This is a genomic window from Burkholderia sp. AU17457 (genome assembly GCF_002223255.1).
Taxonomy (GTDB): domain Bacteria; phylum Pseudomonadota; class Gammaproteobacteria; order Burkholderiales; family Burkholderiaceae; genus Burkholderia; species Burkholderia sola.
Genome location: NZ_NKFB01000008.1, coordinates 479887 through 504033, shown reverse-complemented (window position 1 = coordinate 504033; position 24147 = coordinate 479887). Strand labels below are relative to the sequence as shown.

The following is a 24147-nucleotide window of genomic DNA, read 5'->3' as shown; positions in this document are numbered from 1 at the left end:
GTCGTCTTCGGCATAGAAACGTTCCGGGTTTAAACGCCCGCTATTACCTGAGAGAGATGAGAACCATGCTTGACCACGCAACCAACGAATTGCTCACGCGCGTCGGACCCAATACACCGTGCGGCGATTTGCTGCGGCGCTACTGGCATCCGGTGGGATATTCGTCGGAACTGGCCGAGCCCGGCCAGACGAAGCAGGTGCGGGTTCTCGGCGAGGATCTCGTGCTGGCGCGCACCGAAGGTGGCGACGTGCTGCTGGTGCAGGAGCGTTGTCCGCATCGCGGTGCCTCGTTGCTGTACGGCTTCGTCGAGGGCGAAAAGATTCGTTGCGCCTATCACGGCTGGCTCTACAACGCGGCGGGAGAATGCGTCGAGCGTCCGTTCGAATCGGCGAAAGCCAGCCGCGTCTGCAAGAAGATGATCGACAGCTACGCGACTCACGAATGCGGCGGCCTGATCTTCGCTTACATGGGACCGGCCGAGCACAAGCCCGCGTTTCCGAACTGGGACATTCTGGTGAGAAATGATGGCGTCCGTCACTTCGAAGTGCAGGACGACCTGGCCTGCAATTGGTTCCAAGTGCAGGAAAATGCCGTCGACGTCACGCATACGTTCTACACGCACTCGAAGTATTTCGAACATCTCGGCATGACCGACCGTTCCGGTTTCGGCAAGCCGTTCAAGCGCTTCGGCTTCCAGCGTTTCGACTGGGGCATCGTGAAGAGTTGGGAGTACGCGTCGGCGGGACGTGGCTGGGGCAACCTGATGGTGTTCCCGAACATGCTGCGCATCATGACCGAAATGCATTGGCGCGTGCCGGTCGACGACACGACCACGCGCATCGTCTGGGTCTCGTTTAAGCCTTCCGCCGACGGCGCCGCCGTGACCTCCAGCGAGGCGCCGAAAATCGTACAGCAACCGAAGCGCACCGACGTCGCCGGCCGTTATCTGATGGACACGTTCATGAGTCAGGACGCCATGGCGGTCGAAACACAGGGCCCGATCCTGGACCGCTCGCGCGAGAATCTCGGCGCCTCCGATCGCGGCATCGTGATGTTCCGGCAGATGCTGCAGGAGCAGATCGAAGCCGTGGCGCGCGGCGAGCGGCCGATAGCGAACGTCTACGGCGCCGCGCCTGAAGTGACCGATCTGCGTCAGTGGATGGGCGGCTATCTGCCGATGAGTTGCGAACCCGATCCCACGTTCCGGCAAAGCCGCGAATTCTCCGACATTTTCGACGACTCGCACATCGAGTACGAAATTCCGGCGACGTCACCCGCGATGCGTGGTTGAGCGACGCTCCCGGCCCATTCATCACACGAATCACGCGAGGCAAAACGCTTGAGCACGAGAAACAGGATTGCGCCGGCGCTGCTGGTGTTGGGGCTGGCGGCCATCGTGCTGCTGGGTTGGCGGGGGCTGCTGTCAGCGCAGGATACCCGGATCGTCGCCATCGTCTTTACGTGCATCGTATTGTGGGCGACGTCGATGATCGGCGGTCTGCTGGTGTCGCTGCTGTTCTTCTTTCTTGCCGCGACGCTGACCTCGGTACCGACCCAGGAGATTTTCTCCGGCTTTGCGTCGAGTGCATTCTGGCTGGTGTTCAGCGGTTCCGCGATCGGCTTCGCGCTGAAGGAAAGCGGTTTGAGCGAGCGCATCGGCATGGCGCTCGCGCGGCGCATCGGCGGCTCGTATCTGAAAGCCCTGCTCGCCTTCGCGGTGCTGAGCTTTCTGCTGTCGCTGGTGATGCCCTCCACGTTCGGCCGCGTCGCGATCCTGATTCCGATCGCCATCGGCTATTGCGACGTGGTGCGCCTGGGCGAATCCGCCAAAGGACGACGCGGCATTCTGCTGCTCGTGATCGTCGGCTCGTATGAACTGGCCGCGGCGGTGCTGCCGGCAAATCTGCCGAACGTGATCATGGCGGGGATTCTCGAACAGACGCACGGTATGCATCTGCGTTTCTCGGAATATCTGCTGTACTTCTTTCCGGCCGGCGTGCTTGTGCGCGGCGCGATTCTCGTGTGTGTGTCGCACTGGCTGTTCGCGGACAAAGTCGACGAAGTGGCGATACCGGCGGCGAGCGCGCGCATGAGCGCGCGCGAACTGCATGCCATCGTGCTGCTCATGATCACGCTGCTATTCTGGTTCACCGATTCGATTCACCACATTGCGCCGGGCTGGGTCGGACTCGGCTTCACGCTCGCGTACTTCCTGACCTCGCCCGCGGAGCAACTCACGCGCTTCACCGCCACGGTCAAGATGGATCTGCTGTGGTTTATCGCCGCGATCATCGGCTTGACCGCGCTCGTCAATCATCTCGGCGTACGCATTCCGGACGATCTCGCGCTGGCCTCGTTGCGCGAGAGCCCGTTCGGCGCGTATCTGGTGCTGAGCGCGATGTCGATCGTACTGTGCTTCGCGGTGACCTCCAACGCCGAGCCCGCGCTGTTCGTGCCGGTCGTCTCGCGGATGCTCGCGCAAGCGGCGCATCTTAAGGTGGGACTGCTGTCGCAGGTGATGGGCTACGGCACCACGTTTCTCCCGTATCAGTCGCCGCCGATTGTCTTCGGCAACGAACTGGCGCGGCTCGACCGGCGCGCGGCCATCCAGTATTGCCTGGTGACGGCCGTGCTCGGCGTGCTGTTGGTGATCCCGATCAATGCGTTGTGGTGGCGGCTCATCGGGCTGCTGTAACCGCAGTCATGCAATACCTGCGAACTCATTCGATACTCAATCATGGAACACGATCTGATCGCCGTGCGCGTGGCCGCGCGCGAGCGTGCCGCTTCCGATGTGATCTCGCTTCGGCTGGTGAGTGACGACGCCGACGTGCCGCTTCCTTCGTTCGCGGCGGGCGCCCATATCGACCTGCATCTGCGCGACGGGCTGACCCGCAAGTATTCGCTGTGCAATGCGCCCGCCGAGCGCGGCTTCTATGAAATCGCCGTGAAACGCGAAGCCGCCTCGCGCGGCGGCTCGGCGCACGTGCATGACGCGCTCCGGGTCGGCGACGTGCTGCGCGTCGGCGTGCCGCTCAACTATTTTTCGTTGGCCGACGACGACAGTCCGAGCGTGCTGCTGGCCGCCGGCATCGGCATTACCCCATTGCTGGCGATGATGCACGATCTGACGCGCGCGAAGCGGCCGTTTGCGTTGCATTACTTTATTCGCTCGATGGACAGCGCTGCTTACGTGGAGACCGTGCAACGGCAATTCGCCAGTGTGTCGAATCTCCACGTCGGCCTGACGCCTTCGGCGACGACCGCGAAAATCGGCGAGATCGTCGCCGAGATGGACGTGCGCTCGCATCTCTACTTTTGCGGTCCGGCCCCGTTCATGGACGCGGTGAACGCAATCGCGGCTTCGCGCCTGCCTGCTGCCCACGTTCACTACGAACATTTCTCCGCGCCGGTTTGCACGGACGCGGCCGAAGGGGGAGAGCGGGAATTCATCATCGAGCTGGCGCGCTCGAAGCGCGTGCTTTCCATCCCAGCCGACCAATCCATCACCGATGTGCTCTATGAACACGGGATCGAGGTCGAGACTTCGTGCGAGGCAGGTATTTGCGGCGCGTGCCGTACCGCGGTTCTCGGCGGTACGCCCGATCACAGGGACGCGTTTTTGAGTCCGGCGGACAAGGCGCGCAACGATTGCGTGATGCCGTGCGTGTCGCGCTGCCGAGGTGAGCGTCTGGTGCTCGATATCTGAGCTTGCCTCCCAATCATGTTGCGTTCCTGCAAAAAACTTACCTCATCCCCGACCCTGGCTCACAAAACTGTCCCGTTTGAAAACTGGAAAATGCCGGCATTGAGGCCGGCCCGATTGCCGTCCTGGCCTTAATTGGAAAATTCCGGCTCTTCGGGGCAGGCCGAACCGGCCCGATAGGAGCATTGGCGGGCGAATTCCGCCGGTGTCATCCACTGCAGCGCAGAGTGAGGGCGCCTCGTCATAGTGCTCGCACCAGACTTCGATTTTGCGTCCGGCGTCCTCGAGCGACACGAACCCATGGGCGCTGAGGCATTCCTTTCGAAAGCGTCCGTTGCACGATTCATTTTTCGCATTGACGGTCGGCTTGCGTGGACGCGAGAAGTCGATTTCCACGCCATTCTCGTACGCCCATTGGTCGAGCGCCCTCGCAATGAATTCGCCGCCATCCTCTGACGTGCCGCAAGAATCCGTGCAATGACTGTTCAGTTTCCGCACACATCAACGCAAACCCCCACCGACCCACGCGGCCCCGACGGATGGGAAGAAACCCGGATAGCCCCGCTTCACCACCCCCGCCTACCCTCGCGCGCATGCCGATCGACGCCCAGGCAACGATCCGGCCGATCCGAATTCCCCAGGAGCGCACATGGATAGCACCCACCCCGTACTGTTCGACACCGACATCTGGCGCGGCAAGATCTTCACCGGCCGCTGGCACGCAAGCCCGCACGCGGCCGACGTGATCGAGCCGGCGACCGGCAACACGCTCGGCCGCATCGGTCTCGCCGACGGCGCAGCCATCGCCGAAGCATCGGCCGTCGCACACCGCACCCAACCTGGATGGTTCGCCCTCCCCTACGACGCGCGCGCGGCGGTCCTGCGCCGCGCGGCGACCGTCGCCGAAACGCACTTCGATTCGATCGTCGACTGGCTCGTGCGCGAAAGCGGCTCGACGCGCGCGAAGGCGGCGTTCGAAACGTCCGTCACGATCAAGGCGCTGCACGAAGCGGCCGGGCTGCCGTCGCGCGCGGCCGGCGAAGTGCTGCCATCGGCGGCCGGCCGGTTGTCGCTCGCGCGCCGCCGCCCGCGCGGCGTGGTCGGCGTGATCTCGCCGTTCAATTTCCCGCTGTACCTCGCGATACGCGCGGTCGCGCCGGCGCTCGCGCTCGGCAACGCGGTCGTGCTGAAGCCCGATCCGCGCACCGCCGTGTGCGGCGGCGTCGCGATCGCCCGCGTGTTCGAGCTCGCCGGCTTGCCCGAGGGCGTGCTGCATGTGCTGCCCGGCGACGGCGCGGCCGGCGCGGCGCTGGTCGCCGATCCGCACGTCGCGATGATCCAGTTCACCGGCTCCACCGCGGCCGGGCGCAAGGTCGGCGAAGCGGCGGGCCGCCACCTGAAGAAGGTATCGCTTGAACTCGGCGGCAAGAACTCGCTGATCGTGCTCGACGATGCCGATCTCGACCGCGCGGTCGCGAACACCGCGTGGGGCGCGTATCTGCACCAAGGCCAGATCTGCATGGCGACCGGCCGCGTGCTCGTGCAGCGCGCGATTCACGACCGCTTCGTCGCGAAGCTCGTCGAGAAGGCGAGAAGCCTGCACGTCGGCGACCCGGCCACCGGCGACGTCGGCCTCGGCCCGCTGATCAACGCCGCGCAACGCGACCATACGGCGAGCGTGGTCGACGCGGCCCGCCGCGCGGGCGCACGGGTCGAAACGGGCGGCAATCATCGCGGCCTGTTCTTCGAGCCGACCGTGCTGAGCGGCGTCGCGCCGGGCAATCCGGCATTCGACGAGGAGATTTTCGGGCCGGTGGCGATCGTCGTGCCGTTCGATACCGACGAAGACGCGATCGCACTCGCGAACCGGACCGAATACGGGCTGTCGATGGCGATCCTGTCCGCCGACGTCGGCCGCGCGCTGAGGATCGGCGAGCGGTTGAACACGGGGTTGCTGCACATCAACGACCAGACGGTCAACGATGAAGTGATCAATCCGTTCGGCGGCGTCGGCGCATCGGGCAATGGCACGAGTATCGGCGGTGCGGCAAACTGGGAGGAATTCACGCAGTGGCAGTGGCTGACGATCAAGGGCGAAGCGCCGCTGTATCCGATTTGACGAGGAGACCGACCATGTACACCGACAACGATACACGCGCCGTCACCGCGGCCGTCGCACGCGCCGCCGGCGCACCCTTCTCGATCGAAGCGGCCCGCATCCGCGCGCCGCGCGGCGACGAGGTACTGGTGCGCGTCGTCGCGACCGGCTTGTGCCATACCGACCTGATCGTGCGCGACCAGTACTATCCGGTGCCGCTGCCGGCCGTGCTCGGTCACGAAGGCGCCGGCGTGATCGAGGCGGTCGGCCCGAACGTGAAGACGCTCGCCGCCGGCGATCACGTCGTGCTGACCTACGGCGCGTGCGGCCATTGCGCGTCCTGCGTCGGCGGTCACGGCGCGTATTGCCGGCAGTTCTTCGCGCTGAATTTCGGCGGCGTCGACACCGACGGGCAGACGGCCATCCGCGACGAAGCCGGACAACCGCTGCACGATCATTTCTTCGCGCAGTCGTCGTTCGCGAGCTACGCGCTTGCGCGCGAGAACAACGCGATCCGGGTGCCGAAGGAAGCGCCGCTCGAACTGCTCGGCCCGCTCGGCTGCGGGATCCAGACCGGCGCGGGCGCGATAATCAACTCGCTCGCGGTGCGCCCGGGCAGCAGCTTCGCAAGCTTCGGTGCGGGGGCGGTCGGCATGAGCGCCGTGATGGCCGCGCGCATCGCGGGCGCGACGACGATCATCGCGGTCGACATCGTGCCGTCGCGGCTCGCGCTGGCGCTGGAGCTCGGCGCGACGCACGCGATCAACAGCCGGGAAGTCGACGTGGTCGATGCGATCCGCGAGATCACCGGCGGCGGCGTCGACTACGCGCTCGAATCGACCGGGCTGCCGGCCGTGCTGTCGCAAGGGATCGACGCGCTCGGCTCGCGCGGCACGATGGGCGTGGTCGGCGCGCCGAAGCTCGGTACGAAAGCCGAATTCGACGTGAACAGCCTGCTGCTCGGCGGCCATACGATCCGCGGCATCGTCGAAGGCGACAGCGTGCCGCAGACGTTCATTCCGCAGCTCGTGCAGCTGTATCTGCAAGGGCGGTTTCCGTTCGACCGGCTGGTGAAGTTCTATCCGCTCGACCAGATCAACCAGGCGGCGGAAGACAGCAGCAAGGGGATCACGCTCAAGCCGATCCTGCGGTTGCCGCACTGAGCGCGCGCGGGCGCCGTGCGTGCCGCCGACGCCTCGCGGCGGCACGCGACGACGCCCTCGGGGGAGGAAAATGCCGCATTCCGGGCACCGGGCTATATTACGCATTCGCTCGACACGCCGGCGCGGCACGCGCGCCCGGACCTTCGACCCACATGGAGCGCAGCGTGAACATGGCCCCCGAATCCCCTGCACGGCCGGTCGATCTCGACCGGCTCCGCGCCCGCTTCGCCGCGGGCGAGCCGCTGCCGGAAACGGCGTTGCCGGCCAGCGTCGCGCGCTCATGGCTGCGCTCGCGCGACGCCGGGCTCCGGCCGTGGCAAACCGCCCGCTATGAAATGCAGCGCGAGCGCGACGAATCCCGCGCGGACCGACGGCTCCATCGCTGCGTCGCGCAGGAAATCGAGCCGCTGTGGGCCGCATTCGGCGGCAGGGAATGGACGATCATGTGCGTCAATCCGCACGGCACGATCGTCCATGCGCGGCGCAGCCCGCAATGCGACGACGCGCTGCTGACGCCGATCGTCGCCGGGCGCCGGATCGTCGAGCCGAACATCGGCACGACCGCGCCGAGCTGCGTGATTCACGACGGCGCCGAGGCCGTCGTCGCGGGCGCGCAGCATTATCTCCACGAGTTCTCGCGGGTGTTCTGCCTCGCGGTGCCGCTGGTCGGCTTCGACGGCGAAGTGATCGGCGCACTCGATATCACCGGCATCGGCCGGCGCAATGTCACGCAATTGCACGAACCGTTCCGGCACGCGTCGCTGTCCGCCGAACAGCGCCTCTATGCGATGCTGCGCGACTGCCATCTGTTGCAGGTGCAATTCGATCCGCGCTGGCTCGACACGCCGCTCGCCGGCGTCATTGCGCTCGACGAAGCGGGCCGCGTGCGCGCTGTGAGCCGCCTGGCGCGCCAGATGCTCGGCCTCGCGCCTGCCGGGCCGGTGGCGCCGCATGATCTGCGGCAGCTGTTTCCCGGCGCGACGCCCGCGCAGCGGCGTCGTTTGCTGACACCGGCGCGCACGCCGCAACGGATCGCGCGCGACGATGGTAGCCACGTATGGGTGCGCGCCGTGCGCGCGCCGCTCGATCGCGCCGCCGCAACGCGCCACGCCGACGTGCTCGAAGACGCCGCCGACGTGTGCCGCGCGGCGCCGGCCGCCGGCCCCCAGGCGAGCCTGCACGAACAGTCGCTCGATGCGATCCGGCGCGCGCTCGACGAGCACGACGGCAACGTGTCGGCGGCCGCGCGGCAACTCGGCATTTCACGCACGACGCTGTACGCGAAATTGCGGCAGCGCGATGCGGCGGGGATCGGGCACGACGGATCGCATTGACGATGCGGAGTGAAGCAGGTCGCGTGGCAATGGCGCTTAGGGCTTGTTCACGCTGATAACAGGCTTGCGCCGCCCCCCAAAGGCCAATACATGTTTGGGTCTCATCCGTTAGTCTCGTGTAGTCGCAGCCAGTCATTCGCAAAGGTGCGCGTCGGTTCACCGTCGCGCATCGCACAGGACTCGAGCCAGGCGGCGTGCGACGCGTGAATTCACGCCTGCGCGCGACTCGCGAGGAACTCCACGAGCAATGCGACCGGCCGGCCGGTCGCGCCTTTCGTCGCGCCGCTTCGCCACGCGGTACCTGCGATGTCGAGATGCGCCCACGGATATGCCTGCGCAAAGCGTGACAGAAAACAGGCCGCCGTAATACTGCCCGCTGCGCGTCCGCCGATATTCGCCAGATCGGCGAAATTCGATTTCAGTTGCTCGCCGTACGCGTCGTCGACGGGCATACGCCATATCGCGTCCGACGCGGCTTCAGACGCATGCAGCAACGCGTCGGCAAGCGCATCGTCATTTGCGAACAGGCCGCTGCGATGATGGCCGAGCGCGACGACGCACGCTCCCGTGAGCGTGGCCACGTCGATCACGGCGGCGGGCCGGAAGCGCTCCGCATACGTGAGGGCATCGCACAGAATGAGTCGCCCCTCCGCGTCGGTGTTGAGCACCTCGATCGTGAGGCCCTTCATGCTCGTGACGATGTCGCCCGGCTTGTTCGCATCGCCGCCGGGCATGTTCTCGCAAGCCGGAATGATCGTGACGACATTCAACCGCAGCCCCATCTCGGCGATAGCCCGCATCGCACCCAGCACCGCGGCCGCCCCGCACATGTCGTATTTCATCTCGTCCATGGCTTCGGCAGGCTTGAGCGAAATGCCGCCCGAATCGAACGTGATACCTTTGCCGACGAGCACGACCGGCGCCGTGCGCGCGCCGGCGCCGCGATACTGGAGGACGATCAGTTGCGCCGGCAGTGCCGAACCGCGCGCGACGCTCAGGAATGCGCCCATTTTCAACGCGGTGATACGTTGGGGTCCCAACACGTCCACCTTCATGTCCCGGCCACGGGCAATCTTTCTTGCCGTATTCCCCAGCCATGCGGGCGTGCAAACGTTGCCAGGCATATTGCCGAGATCGCGTGCGAGATCGATGCCGTTTGCCAGCGCCACGGCGTGCCGGATGGCGCGCTTCGCGGCTTTCATCGCATCGGCTTCGACAGCGAACACCGCCGCGGTCAATGAGCCAGGAACATCCTCTTTCTCGCTTTTCATGTCGACGAAGCGATAACGCTCGTCGCGCAATTCAAGCACCGCAGCGCGCACGCGGGCGGCTGCGTCGAGGTCGATCACCGGCGCGAGTGTCAGCGCGATATTCACCCTCGTGAGCCGGGTGGCGAGTACGGCGCGCCAGGCAGCACGCAGTGCCTGCCCGTAGCGTCGACGGTCGAGCGCTTCCGATGTGCCGAGCCCGACCAGCAAGATGCGCGACGCGCCCATGTGTTGCACTTCGTGCAACCAGTATGTCGAACCGACCTTTCCGTCGATATCGCCTGCCTTCCACAAACGGTCGATGCGTGCCGCGACCGCGCGATCGGGCATCGCCCATGTCGCGGACGGTTTCTGGTTTTCGAACAAACCGATCACGAGGCAATCGGCATCGGAGGCGTAGCCTTCGGCAGGCGTGCAGAGCAGAAAATTCATGGATCGAGCACAACTCGGAAGTAAGGGGAAACGTCACGGCGGGCGGTTCCCGGCCCTGCCCCGACACTGCCGAGATCGTACGCGTCACGACGCAAACGACTTTTGCGAATTAAATCGCCGGTCGGCCGAAATGAAGGACGTTTTTCCGCTGCGGCGACGCTCGGCGGAATGCATTTTCCGCGCAGGTTGCGACGCCGCGAATTAGCCGCCCTCGTTCCGATCGTCGCCTCATTCCGATTCGACGATTCCCTGGTTCCGTCGATGATGCTGTATCCGTATCGTTCACGTATTCGTCAGACTTATCGGCCGATGACGGCGTGGTCCTTCGACGGCGAAACGACGGCACAAAATATTGCGTTGGTTTCAAACCACTTTGAGTCCGGCGGTTTTTGCAATGGCATACTCAAGCCTGGGCGCTGCGCAGAGACGTTGTCACTTCCAGAGGCGTGGCGGCGCAAATAATGTGCGCTTCTCACGTGCCGTTTTCGTGCACGCGTGCGAGCCTTGACGCCACGGGTCCAGGAATCCGTTTCATATGAATTACAGTTCACCGATCAGCGGCTCCCCCACGAGATGCGATGTCGACGACGAGCGCACGCGTTCGCGCGCGGCATGGTTGACGAGTGAATTCCGCGCGAGCTACGCGTGGCTGAAGTCGAAACTGCAAAGGCGCGTCGGCTCGCCGGCCGACGCGGAAGATCTGGCGGCGTCGTCGTTCGCCGAACTGGCGGATGTGCAGGACCTGACAGCCGTGCGCGATGCGCGCGCCTTTCTCACGGTCATCGCACAGCGCCTCACCTACGAGATGTGGCGCCGCCGCGATCTGGAACGCGCGTACCTGGACACGCTCGTCCATCGGGAAGAAGCCGTCATGCCGTCGGCGGAAAGCATGGCGGAAGTGACGCAGGCGCTCTTGCTCGTGGATCAGGCGTTGAACGGCCTGTCACCCAACGCGAAAAGCGCGTTCGTGATGAGTCAGATCGACGGCCTCACGCACGCTGAAATCGCCGAGCAGCTCGGGGTGTCGGTGAGCATGGTGCGCAAATATATCGCGCAGGCGCTGACGCAATGCTATCTGATGGCATGAGCCGGCTGCGCCCGCGTCGGCGCTCGGCTGCCGGCTGACCTCCTCCCGAGCCGTTCATGGTCGCGAACGTGCCGCTTTCACTGCGCCGCACCGGGTCGCTCCAGTTGCCGTGCGACGATGTCGATCGCCCGCACGGGCGCTGCCTCCAGTTGCGAGTCATGATCCGTCACGAGCGCCGCGAACACGCGAAAGGCGGCCGGATCGAATCCGTAGCGGCCTTCCTCTCCCGATTCATAGGCATCGCCGGCGATGCGCTCGTATTCGTCGGACGCATGCAGGTGTTGCCCGCCATAGCCGAGCTCGCGCAGCATCGCGGCGGCCATCGCCACGCGCAACAGGATGCGCAGTGCGATCAGCGAGCCTGCCCCGGCGCGCAGCGCTTCGAGCTGAAGGTGATACTCCAGTGAAAGCGCATCGCGAATGGCCTTCGGTAAAGGCAGAAGTTCCGTCTTGTCCAGCCGCGACCGGACTCTCGACTGGTCGAGACGCTGCGTCCATCCTCTCATCTTCGGTTCGCCATCCATCCGCACCCATTCGTCATGCCGTTCCGCCCACCGTCATGTCGTCCACGCGAACGGTAGGCTGCCCCACGCTCACCGGCACCGACTGGCCGGCCTTGCCGCACACGGCGCGGCCCGTGTCGAGTTCGAGGTTGTTGCCGACCATGCTGATTTTCTGGATCGTGTCCAGCCCGTTGCCGGTGATCGTCGCGCCTTTCACGGGTGCGCAGAGCCTGCCGTTTTCGATCAGGAATGCTTCCGACGCCTCGAACACGAACTGCCCGCTCGTGATGTCGACCTGCCCGCCCTCGAGCCCCGCCACGTATATCCCGCGCTTCACCGACGCAATGATCTCCTCGTGTTCGCGATCGCCGTTGAGCATGAACGTGTTGGTCATGCGGGGCATCGGCAACACCGCATAGCCCTCGCGGCGGCCATTGCCCGTCGGCCGCATGTTCATCAGGCGCGCATTGAGCGAGTCCTGCATGCAGCCGCGCAACACGCCGTCCTCGATCAATACCGTGCGTTGCGTCGGACAGCCTTCGTCGTCGATATTGAGCGAACCGCGGCGGCCTTCGAGCGTGCCGTCGTCGACGATGGTGACGTGACGCGCCGCCACGCGCTCGCCGATGCGGCCCGCGAACACCGAGGTCTTGCGCCGTATGCCGTCGGCCTCGAGACCATGGCCCACGGCTTCGTGCAACAGCACGCCGTTCCAGCCCGGCCCGACGACGACCGTCATCGTTCCCGCCGGCGCGGGTCGTGCATCCAGTTTCGTCAGCGCGGCTTCGACGCGGTCGTACACCAGCGTGCGGAGGTCGTCGTCCGACCACGAAGCGAGCCCGTAGCGACCGCCGATCCCGCCGCTCGCGCTTTCGATCCGGTCGCCCGATTTGACCCGAACGTTGATCGCCAGTCGCAGCATGGGTCGCACGTCGCCGACGCCGAGTCCGTCGCAACGCGCGATCCACACTGTCTCGTGCGTCGCGGCGAGCATGGCGTTGACCTCGATCACGCGCCGATCCTTCGAACGTGCCAGTTCGTCCACACGCTTGAGCAGCGCAAGTTTCCGCTCAGCGCCGATCGCGCTAAGCGAGGCGCGCGGAAGATAGATCGATCGCGCCGCCGCGGAGCCGGCTGGTTCGCCGCGCGGCGTTACGCGGGACAGAACCTCCGGTCCCGAACGAATCTGCCGCGCGATCGTGCGCAACGCGTCCGCCCCGATTCGTTGCGAACTTGCGAACGTCGTCTCCTCGCCGTTCAGCACGCGAATGCCGAATCCCGAATCGCACTGCCAGGCGCCGCCCCGCACGGCGCCGCCTTCTAGCGACCACGATTCGGCGATCGACTCCTTCAGATAGATGTCGGCGAAGTCGCCGGACTGCCCGAGCGCGCTGTTCAGCGCGGCGAACAAGTGCGTTTCGTCGATGCCGTGTTTGTCGAGCAGCCCTGCATACGCCGCGCGACGCATGTCGTCGAGCGAGGGGTCGCGGGTGTCAGTCAGGGTTTCGTGCGTGTCCAGCATGGTGTCGTACCGGTATGTAACAGGAAAGGATGGCCGCGCGTACCGCGCACGTCAGCTGCCGCCGATTCTCATTTCATCGATCAGCCACGAACCCGTGCGGAAGCTTCCTCTGGTCACGGTGTCGGCCCCCACGGCGAGCAGGCCGGAAAAGATCGCATTCAGATTCGACGCGATCGTGATGCCGGTGACCGGAAAACGGATCTGGCCGTTCTCCACCCAGAACCCCTTCGCGGCACGCGAGAAATCGCCGGTCAGCCGGTTTACGCCGCCGCCTGCCATCTCGGTGACGAACAGGCCGCGATCGAGCCTTTCCAGCATCGCGTCGATCCCGTCCGAGTTCGCGGTTTTCGCACTGCGCACTTCGAGGTTGTGCGGGCCCCAGCCGTTGCCGGTCGGCGCCATGCCGAGACGCCGGGCCGCGTACAAGCCAAGAAAGTAGCCGCGCAACACGCCTGCGTCGACGACCGATCGCCGAGAGACGGCAACGCCATCGGAGTCGAAGCAGCGACTCGCCATTCCCCTTGAGACGAATGGATCTTCGTATACCTGAATGTGATCGGCAAAGATGCGAGTACCGAGACGGTGGGTCAGGTACGAGCCCGTCCGATAAAGTGCATCGCCGGATGCCGCGTTGACGAACTCGCCGAGCAGCGACATCGCGGCCGTCGGCTCGAACAACACGGGGCAACGCTGCGTTTCAATCTGCGTGCCGCCCAGCAGCGCGAGCGCGCGCGTTGCGGCTTGCGTGCCGATCCGTTCGGGTGCGTCGAGATCGGCATAGGCGCGCGCGCCGTCGCTCCAGAATCCCATTTGTTTCTCGCCGCTGCCTGCGGCGACGGGCATGCACGACACGAAATGCGCGGACCACGGCACGCTGTGCCCAAACCCCTGGCTGGTCGCGAGCAACGACAACCCCGCGGAAGTCCCGATGCTGGCGCCGTTGGTCGTCACGATGGCGGGGCTCGTGGAAAATGCGGCCTCTTCCGCGCGACGGGCATCGTCGAGCATGTCATCGAGCGACAGATCGAGCGGATGACACAAGTCCAGATCGATGAAGTCCCTGGCCAGCAAGTCCGCCTGAGCCAGGCCGGCGGCGGCATCGACGTCCGTGACCGACGCGATGTCGATGGCGGCCGCCACCGCACCGGCGAGGCCGTCGGCGGACAAATCGGACGAGGTCGTCGCGCCACGTCGGCCATTGCGATAGACCACGAGCGAGACCGATGAAGACAGTCGAAGGCTCCGCTCGGTCGGCATCCGGTTGCGCACGGTCGCCGTTCGCGATTCGACATGATCGATCTCCACACGAACGCCGTCGGCCCCTGCGCGTCGTGCGAGATCGAGTGCACATTCGGCCGCTGCCTCCAGGCTGGATTTCACGTCGCGCCACTGCGTACCGCCGTCATGCATGGAAATTGCTCCGAGTGTTGGAATGCCGTGTGCCCGATGAGTCCGCTCATCTGCCGAGACGTTTTCGCGTCATATCGAGCGGGAGCACATTGGAAACAGTCTATCGATCGCGATCGAAATTTTTTTACGAAAGAAATCGCCGTCTCGCGGATTCGTGGAATCGTTTTGCGCGCACGTCGGCGTATCCGGAATTCACGTTCGACGCGCACTTTTTCTGCGATGACTCACGTGCAGCGCTTCGTCAGCCCGATCAAACGATCGCCGATGCTCGTGCCGACCTTTTTCATGGCCTGCGTGCCATCGCCGTAGTGGGATCGAAATCGCGCGATGAGTGAGGAATCCACCAACTCGATCCGCTCGAGGGTCTTGTCGCCTTGTGAAGCTTCTTCGCCGCGCTCCACCGCGCGCTTCGACGTTTCTTCCGCGAGCTGCATGAAGCGTCGGTCGTCGTCGGGCGTCCAGTTGCAGGCCGCGCGCAACAATTCCCAGTGCGCGCCCGCAAGGCCGAATATGAAATCGGTGACGACCGCGGCATCGCCGAGCGGTTGAGCGACCAACACGAGAAGCCGTGTCGCCAACGCGTGTGCGGCGCCGGCCGGGGTGGTACCGGCTTTCGCGAGCGCCTGCTTGATCGCGGCCAGTTCCAGGTCCAGGGGCCCTTCCGCCCGAGCGGGGTCATGCTGCGCGGCCAGCCGGTCGCGAATCGACAGCAGCGCCGCATCGTCGCCGATCAACTCGGTCATCTCGCCGCCGGACAGCAGATCCGTGACCAGCATTCGCGGCAGCCGCGAGAGATTCGCACCCACCGGCACGGCGTCAAGCCACTGCGCGACGAACTCCGCGCCGTTCAGATGGGTGCGGCGATAGCTCGTCAGCGATTCCACCACGGCCAGCACGTTGGCCGGAATACCCAGCGTTCTTGCGCAATCGTCCACGTCCGCGGTGTTGCAGACGAACTGAATGGCGCTGCCGATTTCGCCGTCCCACATCGCTTCGGAAGGCGCGGCCCGCTTGCGGTCCAGCCACGCGCGCAATGCGGCAAGGCGCTCCGCCTTGAGCTGGGCGTCGCCGGCGAACGCGTTCGGTGCAACGGCGATCGCCGCAGGCAACGGCGTCACGGAGCCGAGGTGATTGTCGATGAAGCCGGCCAGTTGCGTGGCGGAGCGATTGCCGACCACGCGGCCGAGCTCCTTGCCGCCGCGCAGCAGGATCAGCGTCGGAATACCGCGGACACCGAATCGTTCGCGCACGCCTGCATTCTCGTCCACGTCGATCTTCACGAACGCCACGTTGCCCTGAAACTGCTCGCTCACTTTCGACAGCGTCGGCGCGAGCGCCTTGCACGGACCGCACCAGGGCGCCCAGAAGTCGACCAGTACGGGCAGCGGGTTGTTGATCACGTCGGCTTCGATGGTTTCCAGCGTCACTGCTTTCAGATTGCTCATGGATCGACCTTGTCCTGTTTCACTTGTTGGCGCGCCGTACATTTTTCAAATGCATGTCGCCGGTTGGGATCGTGGTGCTCAGCACAGCTGCGTTCCCACGTATGCGCGGCCGCCGGGGTGTGCACCCTGCGCTTCGTCGGCGGCGTGCTGTCGTGCTTCCGGTACCGACGGTGCGGGGAAATCGAGCGTCGTGTCGTGAAACGCCAGCAGTTCCTTGCGATGCGCGACGCTGACGACCGTGGCCTGAGGCAAACGCTCGATCAACAGACCGTAGAGTTCCTTCTCGCTCTGGCTATCGAGTGCGGACGTGCATTCGTCGAGGAACACCGTGGACGGTTTGGCGAGCAGCACGCGCGCAAACGCCACGCGCTGCTGCTCGCCACCGGAAAGCCGTGTGCTCCAGCGGTCCTCGACATGGAGCAAGCGCGCATAGGCCGACAATCCGCATGCGTGCAGCAGTGCCTCGCATTCGCTGTCCGGGTACGCCGACGCGTCGCGCGGATAGGTCACGGCCGCCTTCAGCGAGCCCGGCGGGATATAGCTGCGTTGCGGCAAGAAGAACGTGCCGGCTGCCGGACGCACGATCGTGCCTTCGCCGTAGGGCCATAGGCCGGCCAACGCGCGCAGCAACGTGCTTTTCCCGCACCCCGAGCGACCGCGCACAAGGCACCGCCGGCCGGCTGGGAGCACGAAATCGGGCACGCGCGACAGTATGTCGCCGGACGCGTCGCGCAAGACGAGCCCGCTCGCGGCGACCGCTCCAGTGTGGCTTTCGTCCAGCGCGATTTCCTGCCGCGGCTCATGCTCGCTCACGTGCAGGAACTCGCGCAGACGGTTGGCCTCCGCACGCCACGACGTAAATCCCGGATAGGCTTGCCAAAAAAATGCCAGCGACCCCGTGACGGAATTGAATGCGCTGTTCGATTTCATCAGCCCGCCGAGCGTTAGCCCACCCGACATCAGCTGCGGCAGCATCAGCAAGGTCGGGATGATTGGAACGACCGAACTGAACTGACCGACGACATTGGTGAAGAACGAGAGGCGCGTATTCACCCACAGCGTCGCGTAGAGATTCGATACCACGAAGCGAAACGATGCCTGCAGACGCCCATGCTCGGACGTTTGCCCCTGAAAGAACGCGATCTGTTCCGCGAATTCACGCACGCCCACCATGAGCACGCGAAAATCGCCCTCGACACGATGCTGTCTGGCCGTCAGCGTGATGAGCCTGCGGCCCAGATAATGCGTCGCCGCGAAAATGACGCCGGTGTAGGCAAATGCGGCGAACACCAGATAACCGTGCAATACGTACGACGATCCGCCGACATGCATCTGCAACGGGCCGCCCATGCGCCACAGCACGACGCTGAACGATACGATGCTGACCGGCACTGAGAGAAACCCGAGACCCAACAGCAGCGTGTCGTTGACGAACAGCTTCACGTCCTCCGCGATACGCTGATCGACGTTCTCGAGTTCCCGGTCGCGTTCGATCCGATAATAGTTGTTGCGGGCGAGCCATTTGTCGGCGAGCCACGTCGTGAGCCACCGGCGCCAGCGAATCTGCACGATTTGCTGCAGCACTGCCCCGGTAATATGCACGACTGCGCCGGCCATCGCCACGAGCAGGAAACGCACGAGCAGCTCCGGCAGCACGTTGAATCGGGAAGCGCCGATCGCATCGTAGAACGTGCCGGTCCAGTTGTTGTTCCACAGCATCACGTACGTCGTGGCCCAACTCGACCCGAGCACGAGCATCAGCAATATCAGCGAGAAAACGCCTTCGCGCGTACGCCAGTAAGGGAACAGCAGTCGCCATACCGACGGAAAATGGCGGCGCGCTTCAGCGTCTTCCGCGCGGTCCATTGGAGAAGCACCGTTCACCGTCATGGGCGCGCCTCGGGCGGTTGCATCACGAAGTTGATCTTGTTGAGGCCGCCGCCCTGAAGCGCCGCGAGAATGGTCGCGACCTTGCCGTACTCGACGTGCTGATCCGCGTTGATGTTGACCGCTGGCGGCTCGCCCTTCGCCGCGGCCTCGGCCACGCGCGCCTTCAACGCCGCCTCGTCGACCGGCTGCTTGTTCCACAGCACCGTCTTGTCGGCGGTGATCGACAGGTCGATGTCCTGCGTTCTCGACACGGCCGGCTGCGCGACCGCCTGCGGAAGATCGACCTTCACCGCCTTGTTGATGACGGGCAGCGTCACGATGAAGATGATCAGCAACACCAGCATCACGTCGATCAGCGGCGTCATGTTGATGTCGTTCATGACGCCTTCGTCGCCGCCGCCATCGGTAATCATTGACATGACGGGCTCCTTCAGGCGGCCAGATTGGGCGTCGCGCGCTTGGTCGCGGCCGGTGTGCCGGCCGGCCGGCTGGCGTCGGCGCGGGCCTTCGCGCCGGTGACGAAATACACGTGCAGCTCATGCGCGAAGCGGTTCAGCCGATGGCTCACGCGCTTGTTGCCGCGGTTCACGTAGTTGAAGCCGAGCACCGCCGGAATGGCGACGAACAACCCGATCGCGGTCATCACGAGCGACTCGCCCACCGGGCCGGCAACGTGATCGAGGCTGGCCTGCCCCGACATGCCGATCGCCATGAGCGCGTGATAGATGCCCCAGACGGTGCCGAACAGCCCCACGAACGGCGCGGTGCTGCCGATCGAGCCCAGCACGGCAAGGCCGTTCTGCAGGCGTGCGACTTCGTCGTCGAATGCGTTGCGCAGCCCGCGCGCCACCCATTCGCTCGCGCTCAGGCTGCCCTGCATCGACGGTTCGTTGCCCGCATGCTGTTCATTCGCTTCGCGCCCGGCAAGCACCAGCGCACGATAAGGATTGTCACCGCGCTCGCCCAGCGCCGCGATGCCGTCGCTGATCGACGCACTGGACCAGAAACCCGTTTGCGCGCGCTTGCCGAGCGATTCGAGACGCCGATTGGAAAATCCTTTCGTCAGTATCACGAACCACGAGACGACCGACATGCCGATCAGGAAAACGAAGATGAAGCGGGTAACGAAGTCACCCTGTTGCCAGACGTTGGCGATGCCATACTGTTCCATGTGTTGCTCCGATTGGTGCGGGTTCAGTCGTTCAGGTTGAATGCGATGGGTTGGGAAGCTTCGACCGAGCGCGCGATGCCCGCGGTCTCGTACGGATGACAGCGGCCGGCACGGATCGCCGCGACGGCGGCCGCGTCGAGCAGCGGCGAGCCGCTGCTCTGCGCCACGCGCGCGGACGTCACCGCGCCGTCGGTGCCGATGCTCAGATGCACGACCACGGTGCCCTCCTGTTGCAGCCGCCGCGCTTTCGCCGGGTAGTCGGGTCGCGGCATCTGGCATCCCAACTGCTTCAACTCGCCCGCACTGATTTGCTTCGGCGCGTCCAGCAGGTTCGGCCCCGGCGCGGGTTGCGCGACAGGTTGGGCCGGCGCCGCTTCAGGTGCGGGATGCGGCTCGGGCGCCGGCGCGACCGGCCGCGTTTCGGCGGGTTTCGGCGCCTCCAGGGGCGCCGCCTCCACCGTGCGCGGGCTCGGCGCGTGCGACGCCAGCACATGCGCCTTTTCCGGCTTCGCCGGCGCCACGGGTTTCGGTGGCTCGGCGCGCGGCTTGGGCGGCGCAGGCGGTGTCGGCGCGGGCCGCGGCGCCGGCACGGCGACCAGTTGCACCTGCACCGTGCCGCCCGCGGGACGCCCCGCCTCAAGCCTGAGCGTCACCGCGCTTTGGTGGACCGCGACGTACAGCCCCAGCGCATGGGCGAGCAGCACCCCTGTGGCACACGCGATGCGGCGTGTGCGCGCATAAGGCGCCTGGGACGTGTTCTCGCGCACGGCGATGTCGTCCCAGGGGCGGCCGGGCAAGGAATCAGAAGTCATAGGTTCCGGTCAGCATGACCGTCCGCTCCGGACCCATCGGAATCATGGCGGCCGACGTGCTGCTGTAGTAGAGCTTGCGGTTGAACACGTTCTTGATCGAAAGATTCAAGCCGTACCCCTTCTTCCGATAGAACACGCCGAGATCCGTCTCCACCTGACTGGGGATGCGGTACGCCGAGCCCGAGCCGATGTACTGCCCGCTCGCGAAGAAGAGCCCCGCGCCGACTCCGAAACCCTGGAGCTTTTCGGTCTGGAAGTTGTAGGTCGCCCACAGGCTGGCACTGTTCTTGGGCAGGTTCACCGCCAGCTTGGAGTTCGGGGGCTGCACGAAGTCGTTGTACGTATAGCTGCCCACCACATTGACGCCGGGCAGCGGCTGCCCGGTAATCTCCGCTTCGAATCCGCGGCTCACGGCGCCGCCGGCAGGAAGAGAGAAGCCGCGATGGGCCGGGTCGGCAACGTTGTAATTGCTGAACGAGGTCCGGTAAGCCGAGGTCGTGATGGCCAGCTTGTCGTCCAGCAGGTTGAACTTCATGCCCACTTCGACTTGCTGGCTGATTTGCGGGGGGAGCACACCGCCACCGAATTGAAGCGCCGTGCCCGGCTGGAAGCCGCGGTTGTAGCTCGCGTAGGCCGCAACCTCGGAGGTCAGTTCGTAGAGCAGGCCGAGGCTCGGGCTATAGGCGTTCTGATGGCTTCCCGGTGGCGGGGTACCGGCGTAGGTCGCATGTGTCAGATAGGTATCCCGGCGCACGGACGCGAGCGCATGGAAATTCTTATAGGAAAACTGATCTTGTAGATATAAGCCGGTTTGAGTGAAGTAGGTAGTGCCATTCGGCATCACGTTTCCCGTGTCGGAAGACGGAAGAGTAAATGAGCCGAAGACATTCGGAATGGAAATGAATTTCGATGTCGTGGTGTCAAACTGATGCTGGCTGTAGCGAAGAACGTCCCAGCCCGCAATCACCGTATTTTTCGCAGCGCCGATATCGAACTTGGCTCGCAGGTAATTCTGGAAGCTCCAACTGTAGAAATCCGAGACCGAATCGAAGTTGTGGAACAACATGCCGTTGGTCGCCGAGAGCGGCGTCGCCGTTGTCCAGGCTTGCTGCGTTTGTTGGGTCCGCGTATAGGAACCCTTGCTCACGAAGGTCAGCGCCGTGCCGAGCTTTTGTTCGAGGTGAACGAAAATATTGTCCGTTTGCGCGCCGAAATGGTCGGACGGCGTGCCCAGCGGCCTGTCGATATAGTTTCGATAGATGTCGCCCTTGGCATAGCCGACGGTGAATGGGGGAACCGGCTCGCGATTGACGGTGCGCTCATAGCCCACCGTCAGATCCGTGGTCGAATCCTTCCATTCCAGGGTCGGGGCAAAGTAGAAATTTCTCTCGCCGTCATATCCCATCGAATTCTGGCCGACCCGTTCACCCGAGATGATGAAGCGATACCGAAGCTTCTTGTCGGCGGTGATGGCGCCCGTGCTGTCCAGCGCGATCTGCTCGCTGCCGTAGGAACCGTAGCCCACCTGGATTTCGTGGAATGGATCGGCCTGAGGCGTCTTCTTGACGATATTGATGACACCCCCCGGCGGGCTGTTGCCGTTCACGATCGCCGACGGGCCCTTGACCACTTCGACGCTCGAGATGGCGATCGTCGGCGTGACGTTGGGGGCCGCCCCGACAGTCGCCAATCCGTCCGATGTGAGGTTTTGCGCTACAAACCCGCGAATCGTGTAACTCGGCACACCAAGCGGCCCCGGCCGCGTGACGACACCGGAAGCGTTCCTCAGCACATCGGAGAGCGACTGAGCGGCCTGGCTCTGGATCACCGCCGCGTTGATGACGCTGACCGATTTCGGCGTCTGGCTCAGCGGCACGTCCGAGCGCGCATAGGTAGACGACGATTCCGCGACGAAGCCGGTACCGCCGGAGTCCCGGCTGGCCGCCACGCTGATGAGCGGAAGCGTGGTATCGACAGGCCCCACGGAGGCTGCCGCCGCTGCCGCCGACGCCGCAACGGGCGCAGCCGGCTTCGCAACCGCCTTCTGGATGGTCAGGCCGCCGCTACCCGTCGCGACGAGGTCGAGGCCGGTGCCTCGGAGCGCTTGTCGAATCGCGGCCTCGGCGGTGTAGTCCCCCTCCACGGGCGACGATTTCAGCGATTGCACGAGGCCCGCGTCGTAGCTCAACCTCACGTTGGCCGCCTGCGCGATTTCGACCAGCGTACGGTCCAACGGACCGCTCGCGAGATGCCATGACTGCCGGGCAGTCTGTTGTGCATGCACCGACGCCGCCATGAAAACCTGTGCAACGGCGACCGCGATGGCAACCCCTGATGCCTGGCTCGAGATAGCCCGGCGTGTTCTGATGTTGAGCTTCACGTTTGAACCACTCCCTTGTCGAATGTATTGGCTCTTCGTCCGTTCTGTCAGTATTCCTACGCGTAATCGCGTCATCATCGTGTCGCAAAGTACCGTCATGCTTCCAATCGGGCTTCGGTCGGCCTCTTGCCCGAACGCGTCATCGATGAAACAAGTCTATCGTCCGGGCCTGGAATGTTTTTTTGAAACAATTCGCTTGCGCCGCCCGTTTTGGAATTCCATTCCGCGGTTTCCGCCGCGCCGGTGAAATTCCGTCCTTCTCCGTCCTTGTCGATAAATTGCTCAGCCCGCGCGGTCACAGCATGTAATCGAGCGGTAATACGGTGGTCTGCTTAATGGTCTCCATCGCGAAGCTCGAACTGACGTCGAAGATATCGACCGCCCCAATCAAACGCCTGTATACGCTGTCGTACGCGTCGATATGCGGCACCACCACCTTGAGCATGTAGTCGATGTGCCCGCTCATGCGATGAACCTCCACCACCTCGGGAATCGTCGCCACCACGTCACAGAAACGCCGCAACCACGCGGCGGTATGTTCCGCGGTCTTGATTTCCACCAGCACGGTCACGCCCACGTTGAGCTTCTTCGCGTCCAGAAGCGCCACGCGACGCGCGATCACGCCGTCCTGCTCGAGCTTCTGAATGCGTCGCCAGCATGGCGTCGTCGAAAGGTTCACGCGGTCGGCGATCTCCGCCACCGAGAGCGTGCTGTCCTGCTGCAGCACGGACAATATGGACTTGTCGATAGCGTCGAACACACTTCCTCCACTCGAGTGCACGGGTTGATGTCGAGCGATTCGATGCGCTCTTATTTACCTTGTGCAACGAGCGGCGAAAAGTGACACCGCAAATCGAAAAAAATTCGGAGGGGGGCTGGAGCGGCAGCCTGCGGTTTCAGGCAGGTGTGGCGACGGCGAGCATCTTGCCGTACAGATTCAGGGAAAACCCGAGGCTTTCGGCCAGTTGCCGGAGTGCGGCCGGCGCGTCGTCGAGCGGAAAGACGCCGCTCACGCGGCGCGACAGCGCGGCCTCCGGGAAACGGATATAGCCGCCGAAGTAACGGCCCAGGGTTTCGATCACGTCCGGCACCGCGCGGTCGAGCACGACCAGCGTGCCGCGTGTCCACGAGAAGATGTCGGCCGACGTTTCGGGCATGCGGGCGATCTGTCCGCCCGACAGCGACCATGCCGATCCATCGGGTACCCGCAAGCGGCGCCCGCGACGCACGGCGAGGACCGCGTCGCCGCCTTGCACGGCCACGACGGTATGCAGGCGCAGAACGTCCACGCTCACGCGCGCCCGCTCGGTGCGAACCATGCCGTCGCGGGTGGTCACGACGACAGGCTGATAGCCTGCGCGATTCGGATCGGTTGCAACCTGGCCGGCGGCCAGATAGAGGTCGGCTTGCTCACGTGCATGGGTATACACCCGCGTGGCCGCGCCGGCCGTGACCGAAACATTGCCGTCGAACTGAACTCTTTGTGGGACCACATCGCCATTGTGGTAGTCCGCGTCGAGCGAAAACGTCGAAATGAGCTGGCGCGTGCCGATCCCGGCGAGCACGATGCCGCCCAGGCCCGCGCCGGCTTTCAGCCAGCGTCTGCGATGATGCGACGGCTCATCGAGCGCCCGCCGCACCGCCGCACTCGACGTGCCCTGCAACGGGCCGAGCCTGCCGAGCCGCTGCTGCAGCCGCGCCCACGCTTCTTCGTGAGCCGGATCCGCGCGCCGCCATGCCAGGAATGCATCGCGCTCGTCCGGCGAAAGCTCGCCGGAGCGCAGCCTCACTTCCCAGTCAATCGCCTCTTGCGCCACTGGATCAAGCGTGGAGTTACCGTTCATGAGCGTCAATCAATCGAGGGCGAACGGCCGTGCCGCACACGCGGCCCGTTGCCGAGCCGCTAATTCCGGAACACGGGTTTC

The 24147-nt window shown here is 64.7% G+C and carries 20 protein-coding genes and 2 pseudogenes; 8 read left to right on the top strand and 14 right to left on the bottom strand.

The window, feature by feature from the left end; all coding sequences use genetic code 11:
* The first annotated feature begins 65 nt into the window (after positions 1-65).
* From CFB49_RS32200 to CFB49_RS32190, 3 genes are read left to right on the top strand one after another with little or no spacing between them, the layout of a single operon-like run.
* Entirely contained in the window at positions 66-1292 is a 1227-nt protein-coding gene (locus CFB49_RS32200; RefSeq protein WP_089493395.1) for an aromatic ring-hydroxylating dioxygenase subunit alpha, read from the top strand.
* Between the two features lie 48 nt (positions 1293-1340).
* On the top strand, positions 1341-2696 hold the full coding sequence (locus CFB49_RS32195) for an SLC13 family permease (protein ID WP_089493394.1): 1356 nt from the start codon (positions 1341-1343) through the stop codon (positions 2694-2696).
* A 42-nt stretch (positions 2697-2738) separates the two neighbouring features.
* Positions 2739-3710, top strand: a complete 972-nt coding sequence (locus tag CFB49_RS32190; protein WP_249190646.1) for a PDR/VanB family oxidoreductase — start codon at positions 2739-2741, stop codon at positions 3708-3710.
* A 128-nt stretch (positions 3711-3838) separates the two neighbouring features.
* Here the strand turns inward: CFB49_RS32190 and CFB49_RS32185 are convergent.
* Positions 3839-4163, bottom strand: a pseudogene (locus CFB49_RS32185) (integrase core domain-containing protein); the annotation flags it as partial.
* Between the two features lie 193 nt (positions 4164-4356).
* Here CFB49_RS32185 and CFB49_RS32180 point away from each other — a divergent pair.
* The 3 genes from CFB49_RS32180 (at position 4357) to CFB49_RS32170 (ending at position 8302) form a co-directional block, all read left to right on the top strand.
* On the top strand, positions 4357-5826 hold the full coding sequence (locus CFB49_RS32180) for a benzaldehyde dehydrogenase (protein ID WP_089493392.1): 1470 nt from the start codon (positions 4357-4359) through the stop codon (positions 5824-5826).
* 14 nt (positions 5827-5840) lie between these two features.
* Positions 5841-6968, top strand: coding sequence for an NAD(P)-dependent alcohol dehydrogenase (locus CFB49_RS32175; protein WP_089493391.1), 1128 nt, complete (start codon positions 5841-5843; stop codon positions 6966-6968).
* Positions 6969-7138: 170 nt separating this feature from the next.
* Entirely contained in the window at positions 7139-8302 is a 1164-nt protein-coding gene (locus CFB49_RS32170; protein WP_249190652.1) for a helix-turn-helix domain-containing protein, read from the top strand.
* Positions 8303-8511: 209 nt separating this feature from the next.
* On the opposite strand, the pseudogene CFB49_RS32165 reads toward CFB49_RS32170, so the two are convergent.
* A pseudogene (locus CFB49_RS32165) lies at positions 8512-9957 on the bottom strand (leucyl aminopeptidase); the annotation flags it as partial.
* A gap of 147 nt (positions 9958-10104) precedes the next feature.
* Between CFB49_RS32165 and CFB49_RS36140 the strand changes: the two are divergent.
* Both CFB49_RS36140 and CFB49_RS32160 read left to right on the top strand, forming a co-directional pair.
* Positions 10105-10464, top strand: a complete 360-nt coding sequence (locus CFB49_RS36140) for a hypothetical protein (RefSeq protein ID WP_143329355.1) — start codon at positions 10105-10107, stop codon at positions 10462-10464.
* A gap of 73 nt (positions 10465-10537) precedes the next feature.
* Positions 10538-11089: a sigma-70 family RNA polymerase sigma factor gene (locus CFB49_RS32160; RefSeq protein WP_084044105.1), complete on the top strand. Its 552-nt coding sequence runs from the start codon at positions 10538-10540 to the stop codon at positions 11087-11089.
* A gap of 77 nt (positions 11090-11166) precedes the next feature.
* Here the strand turns inward: CFB49_RS32160 and CFB49_RS32155 are convergent, their stop codons facing one another.
* From CFB49_RS32155 to CFB49_RS32105, 12 genes are all read right to left on the bottom strand, one after another.
* A complete protein-coding gene (locus tag CFB49_RS32155) occupies positions 11167-11595 on the bottom strand; it encodes a Fis family transcriptional regulator (RefSeq protein ID WP_089493728.1) in 429 nt (142 codons plus the stop codon).
* A gap of 31 nt (positions 11596-11626) precedes the next feature.
* The gene (gene tldD / locus CFB49_RS32150) at positions 11627-13114 is read right to left on the bottom strand and encodes a metalloprotease TldD (protein WP_089493388.1); all 1488 of its coding nucleotides are present in this window, start codon (positions 13112-13114) and stop codon (positions 11627-11629) included.
* Positions 13115-13165: 51 nt separating this feature from the next.
* A complete protein-coding gene (locus CFB49_RS32145; protein WP_089493387.1) occupies positions 13166-14524 on the bottom strand; it encodes a metallopeptidase TldD-related protein in 1359 nt (452 codons plus the stop codon).
* Positions 14525-14748: 224 nt separating this feature from the next.
* Entirely contained in the window at positions 14749-15969 is a 1221-nt protein-coding gene (gene trxA, locus CFB49_RS32140) for a thioredoxin (RefSeq protein WP_069616978.1), read from the bottom strand.
* A 78-nt stretch (positions 15970-16047) separates the two neighbouring features.
* Positions 16048-17835 (bottom strand): ABC transporter ATP-binding protein/permease, encoded by a 1788-nt coding sequence (locus tag CFB49_RS32135; RefSeq protein WP_256979944.1) that lies wholly within the window; start codon positions 17833-17835, stop codon positions 16048-16050.
* 20 nt (positions 17836-17855) lie between these two features.
* Positions 17856-18278 carry an ExbD/TolR family protein gene (locus CFB49_RS32130; protein WP_089493385.1) on the bottom strand — a complete coding sequence of 141 codons (423 nt, stop codon included), beginning with the start codon at positions 18276-18278 and terminating at the stop codon, positions 17856-17858.
* Between the two features lie 11 nt (positions 18279-18289).
* Complete coding sequence (locus CFB49_RS32125; RefSeq protein WP_089493384.1) at positions 18290-19030, bottom strand: MotA/TolQ/ExbB proton channel family protein; 741 nt, start codon at positions 19028-19030, stop codon at positions 18290-18292.
* Between the two features lie 23 nt (positions 19031-19053).
* The gene (locus CFB49_RS32120) at positions 19054-19797 is read right to left on the bottom strand and encodes an energy transducer TonB (protein WP_256979936.1); all 744 of its coding nucleotides are present in this window, start codon (positions 19795-19797) and stop codon (positions 19054-19056) included.
* 34 nt (positions 19798-19831) lie between these two features.
* Entirely contained in the window at positions 19832-22222 is a 2391-nt protein-coding gene (locus CFB49_RS32115; RefSeq protein ID WP_089493382.1) for a TonB-dependent siderophore receptor, read from the bottom strand.
* Between the two features lie 95 nt (positions 22223-22317).
* On the bottom strand, positions 22318-22521 hold the full coding sequence (locus tag CFB49_RS36135) for a hypothetical protein (RefSeq protein ID WP_143329354.1): 204 nt from the start codon (positions 22519-22521) through the stop codon (positions 22318-22320).
* Complete coding sequence (locus CFB49_RS32110) at positions 22518-22982, bottom strand: Lrp/AsnC family transcriptional regulator (protein WP_012336653.1); 465 nt, start codon at positions 22980-22982, stop codon at positions 22518-22520. Before CFB49_RS32110 ends, CFB49_RS36135 begins: the two co-directional genes overlap by 4 nt.
* Before the next feature lie 136 nt (positions 22983-23118).
* A complete protein-coding gene (locus CFB49_RS32105) occupies positions 23119-24066 on the bottom strand; it encodes a DUF4880 domain-containing protein (protein WP_089437747.1) in 948 nt (315 codons plus the stop codon).
* Positions 24067-24147 lie beyond the last annotated feature (81 nt).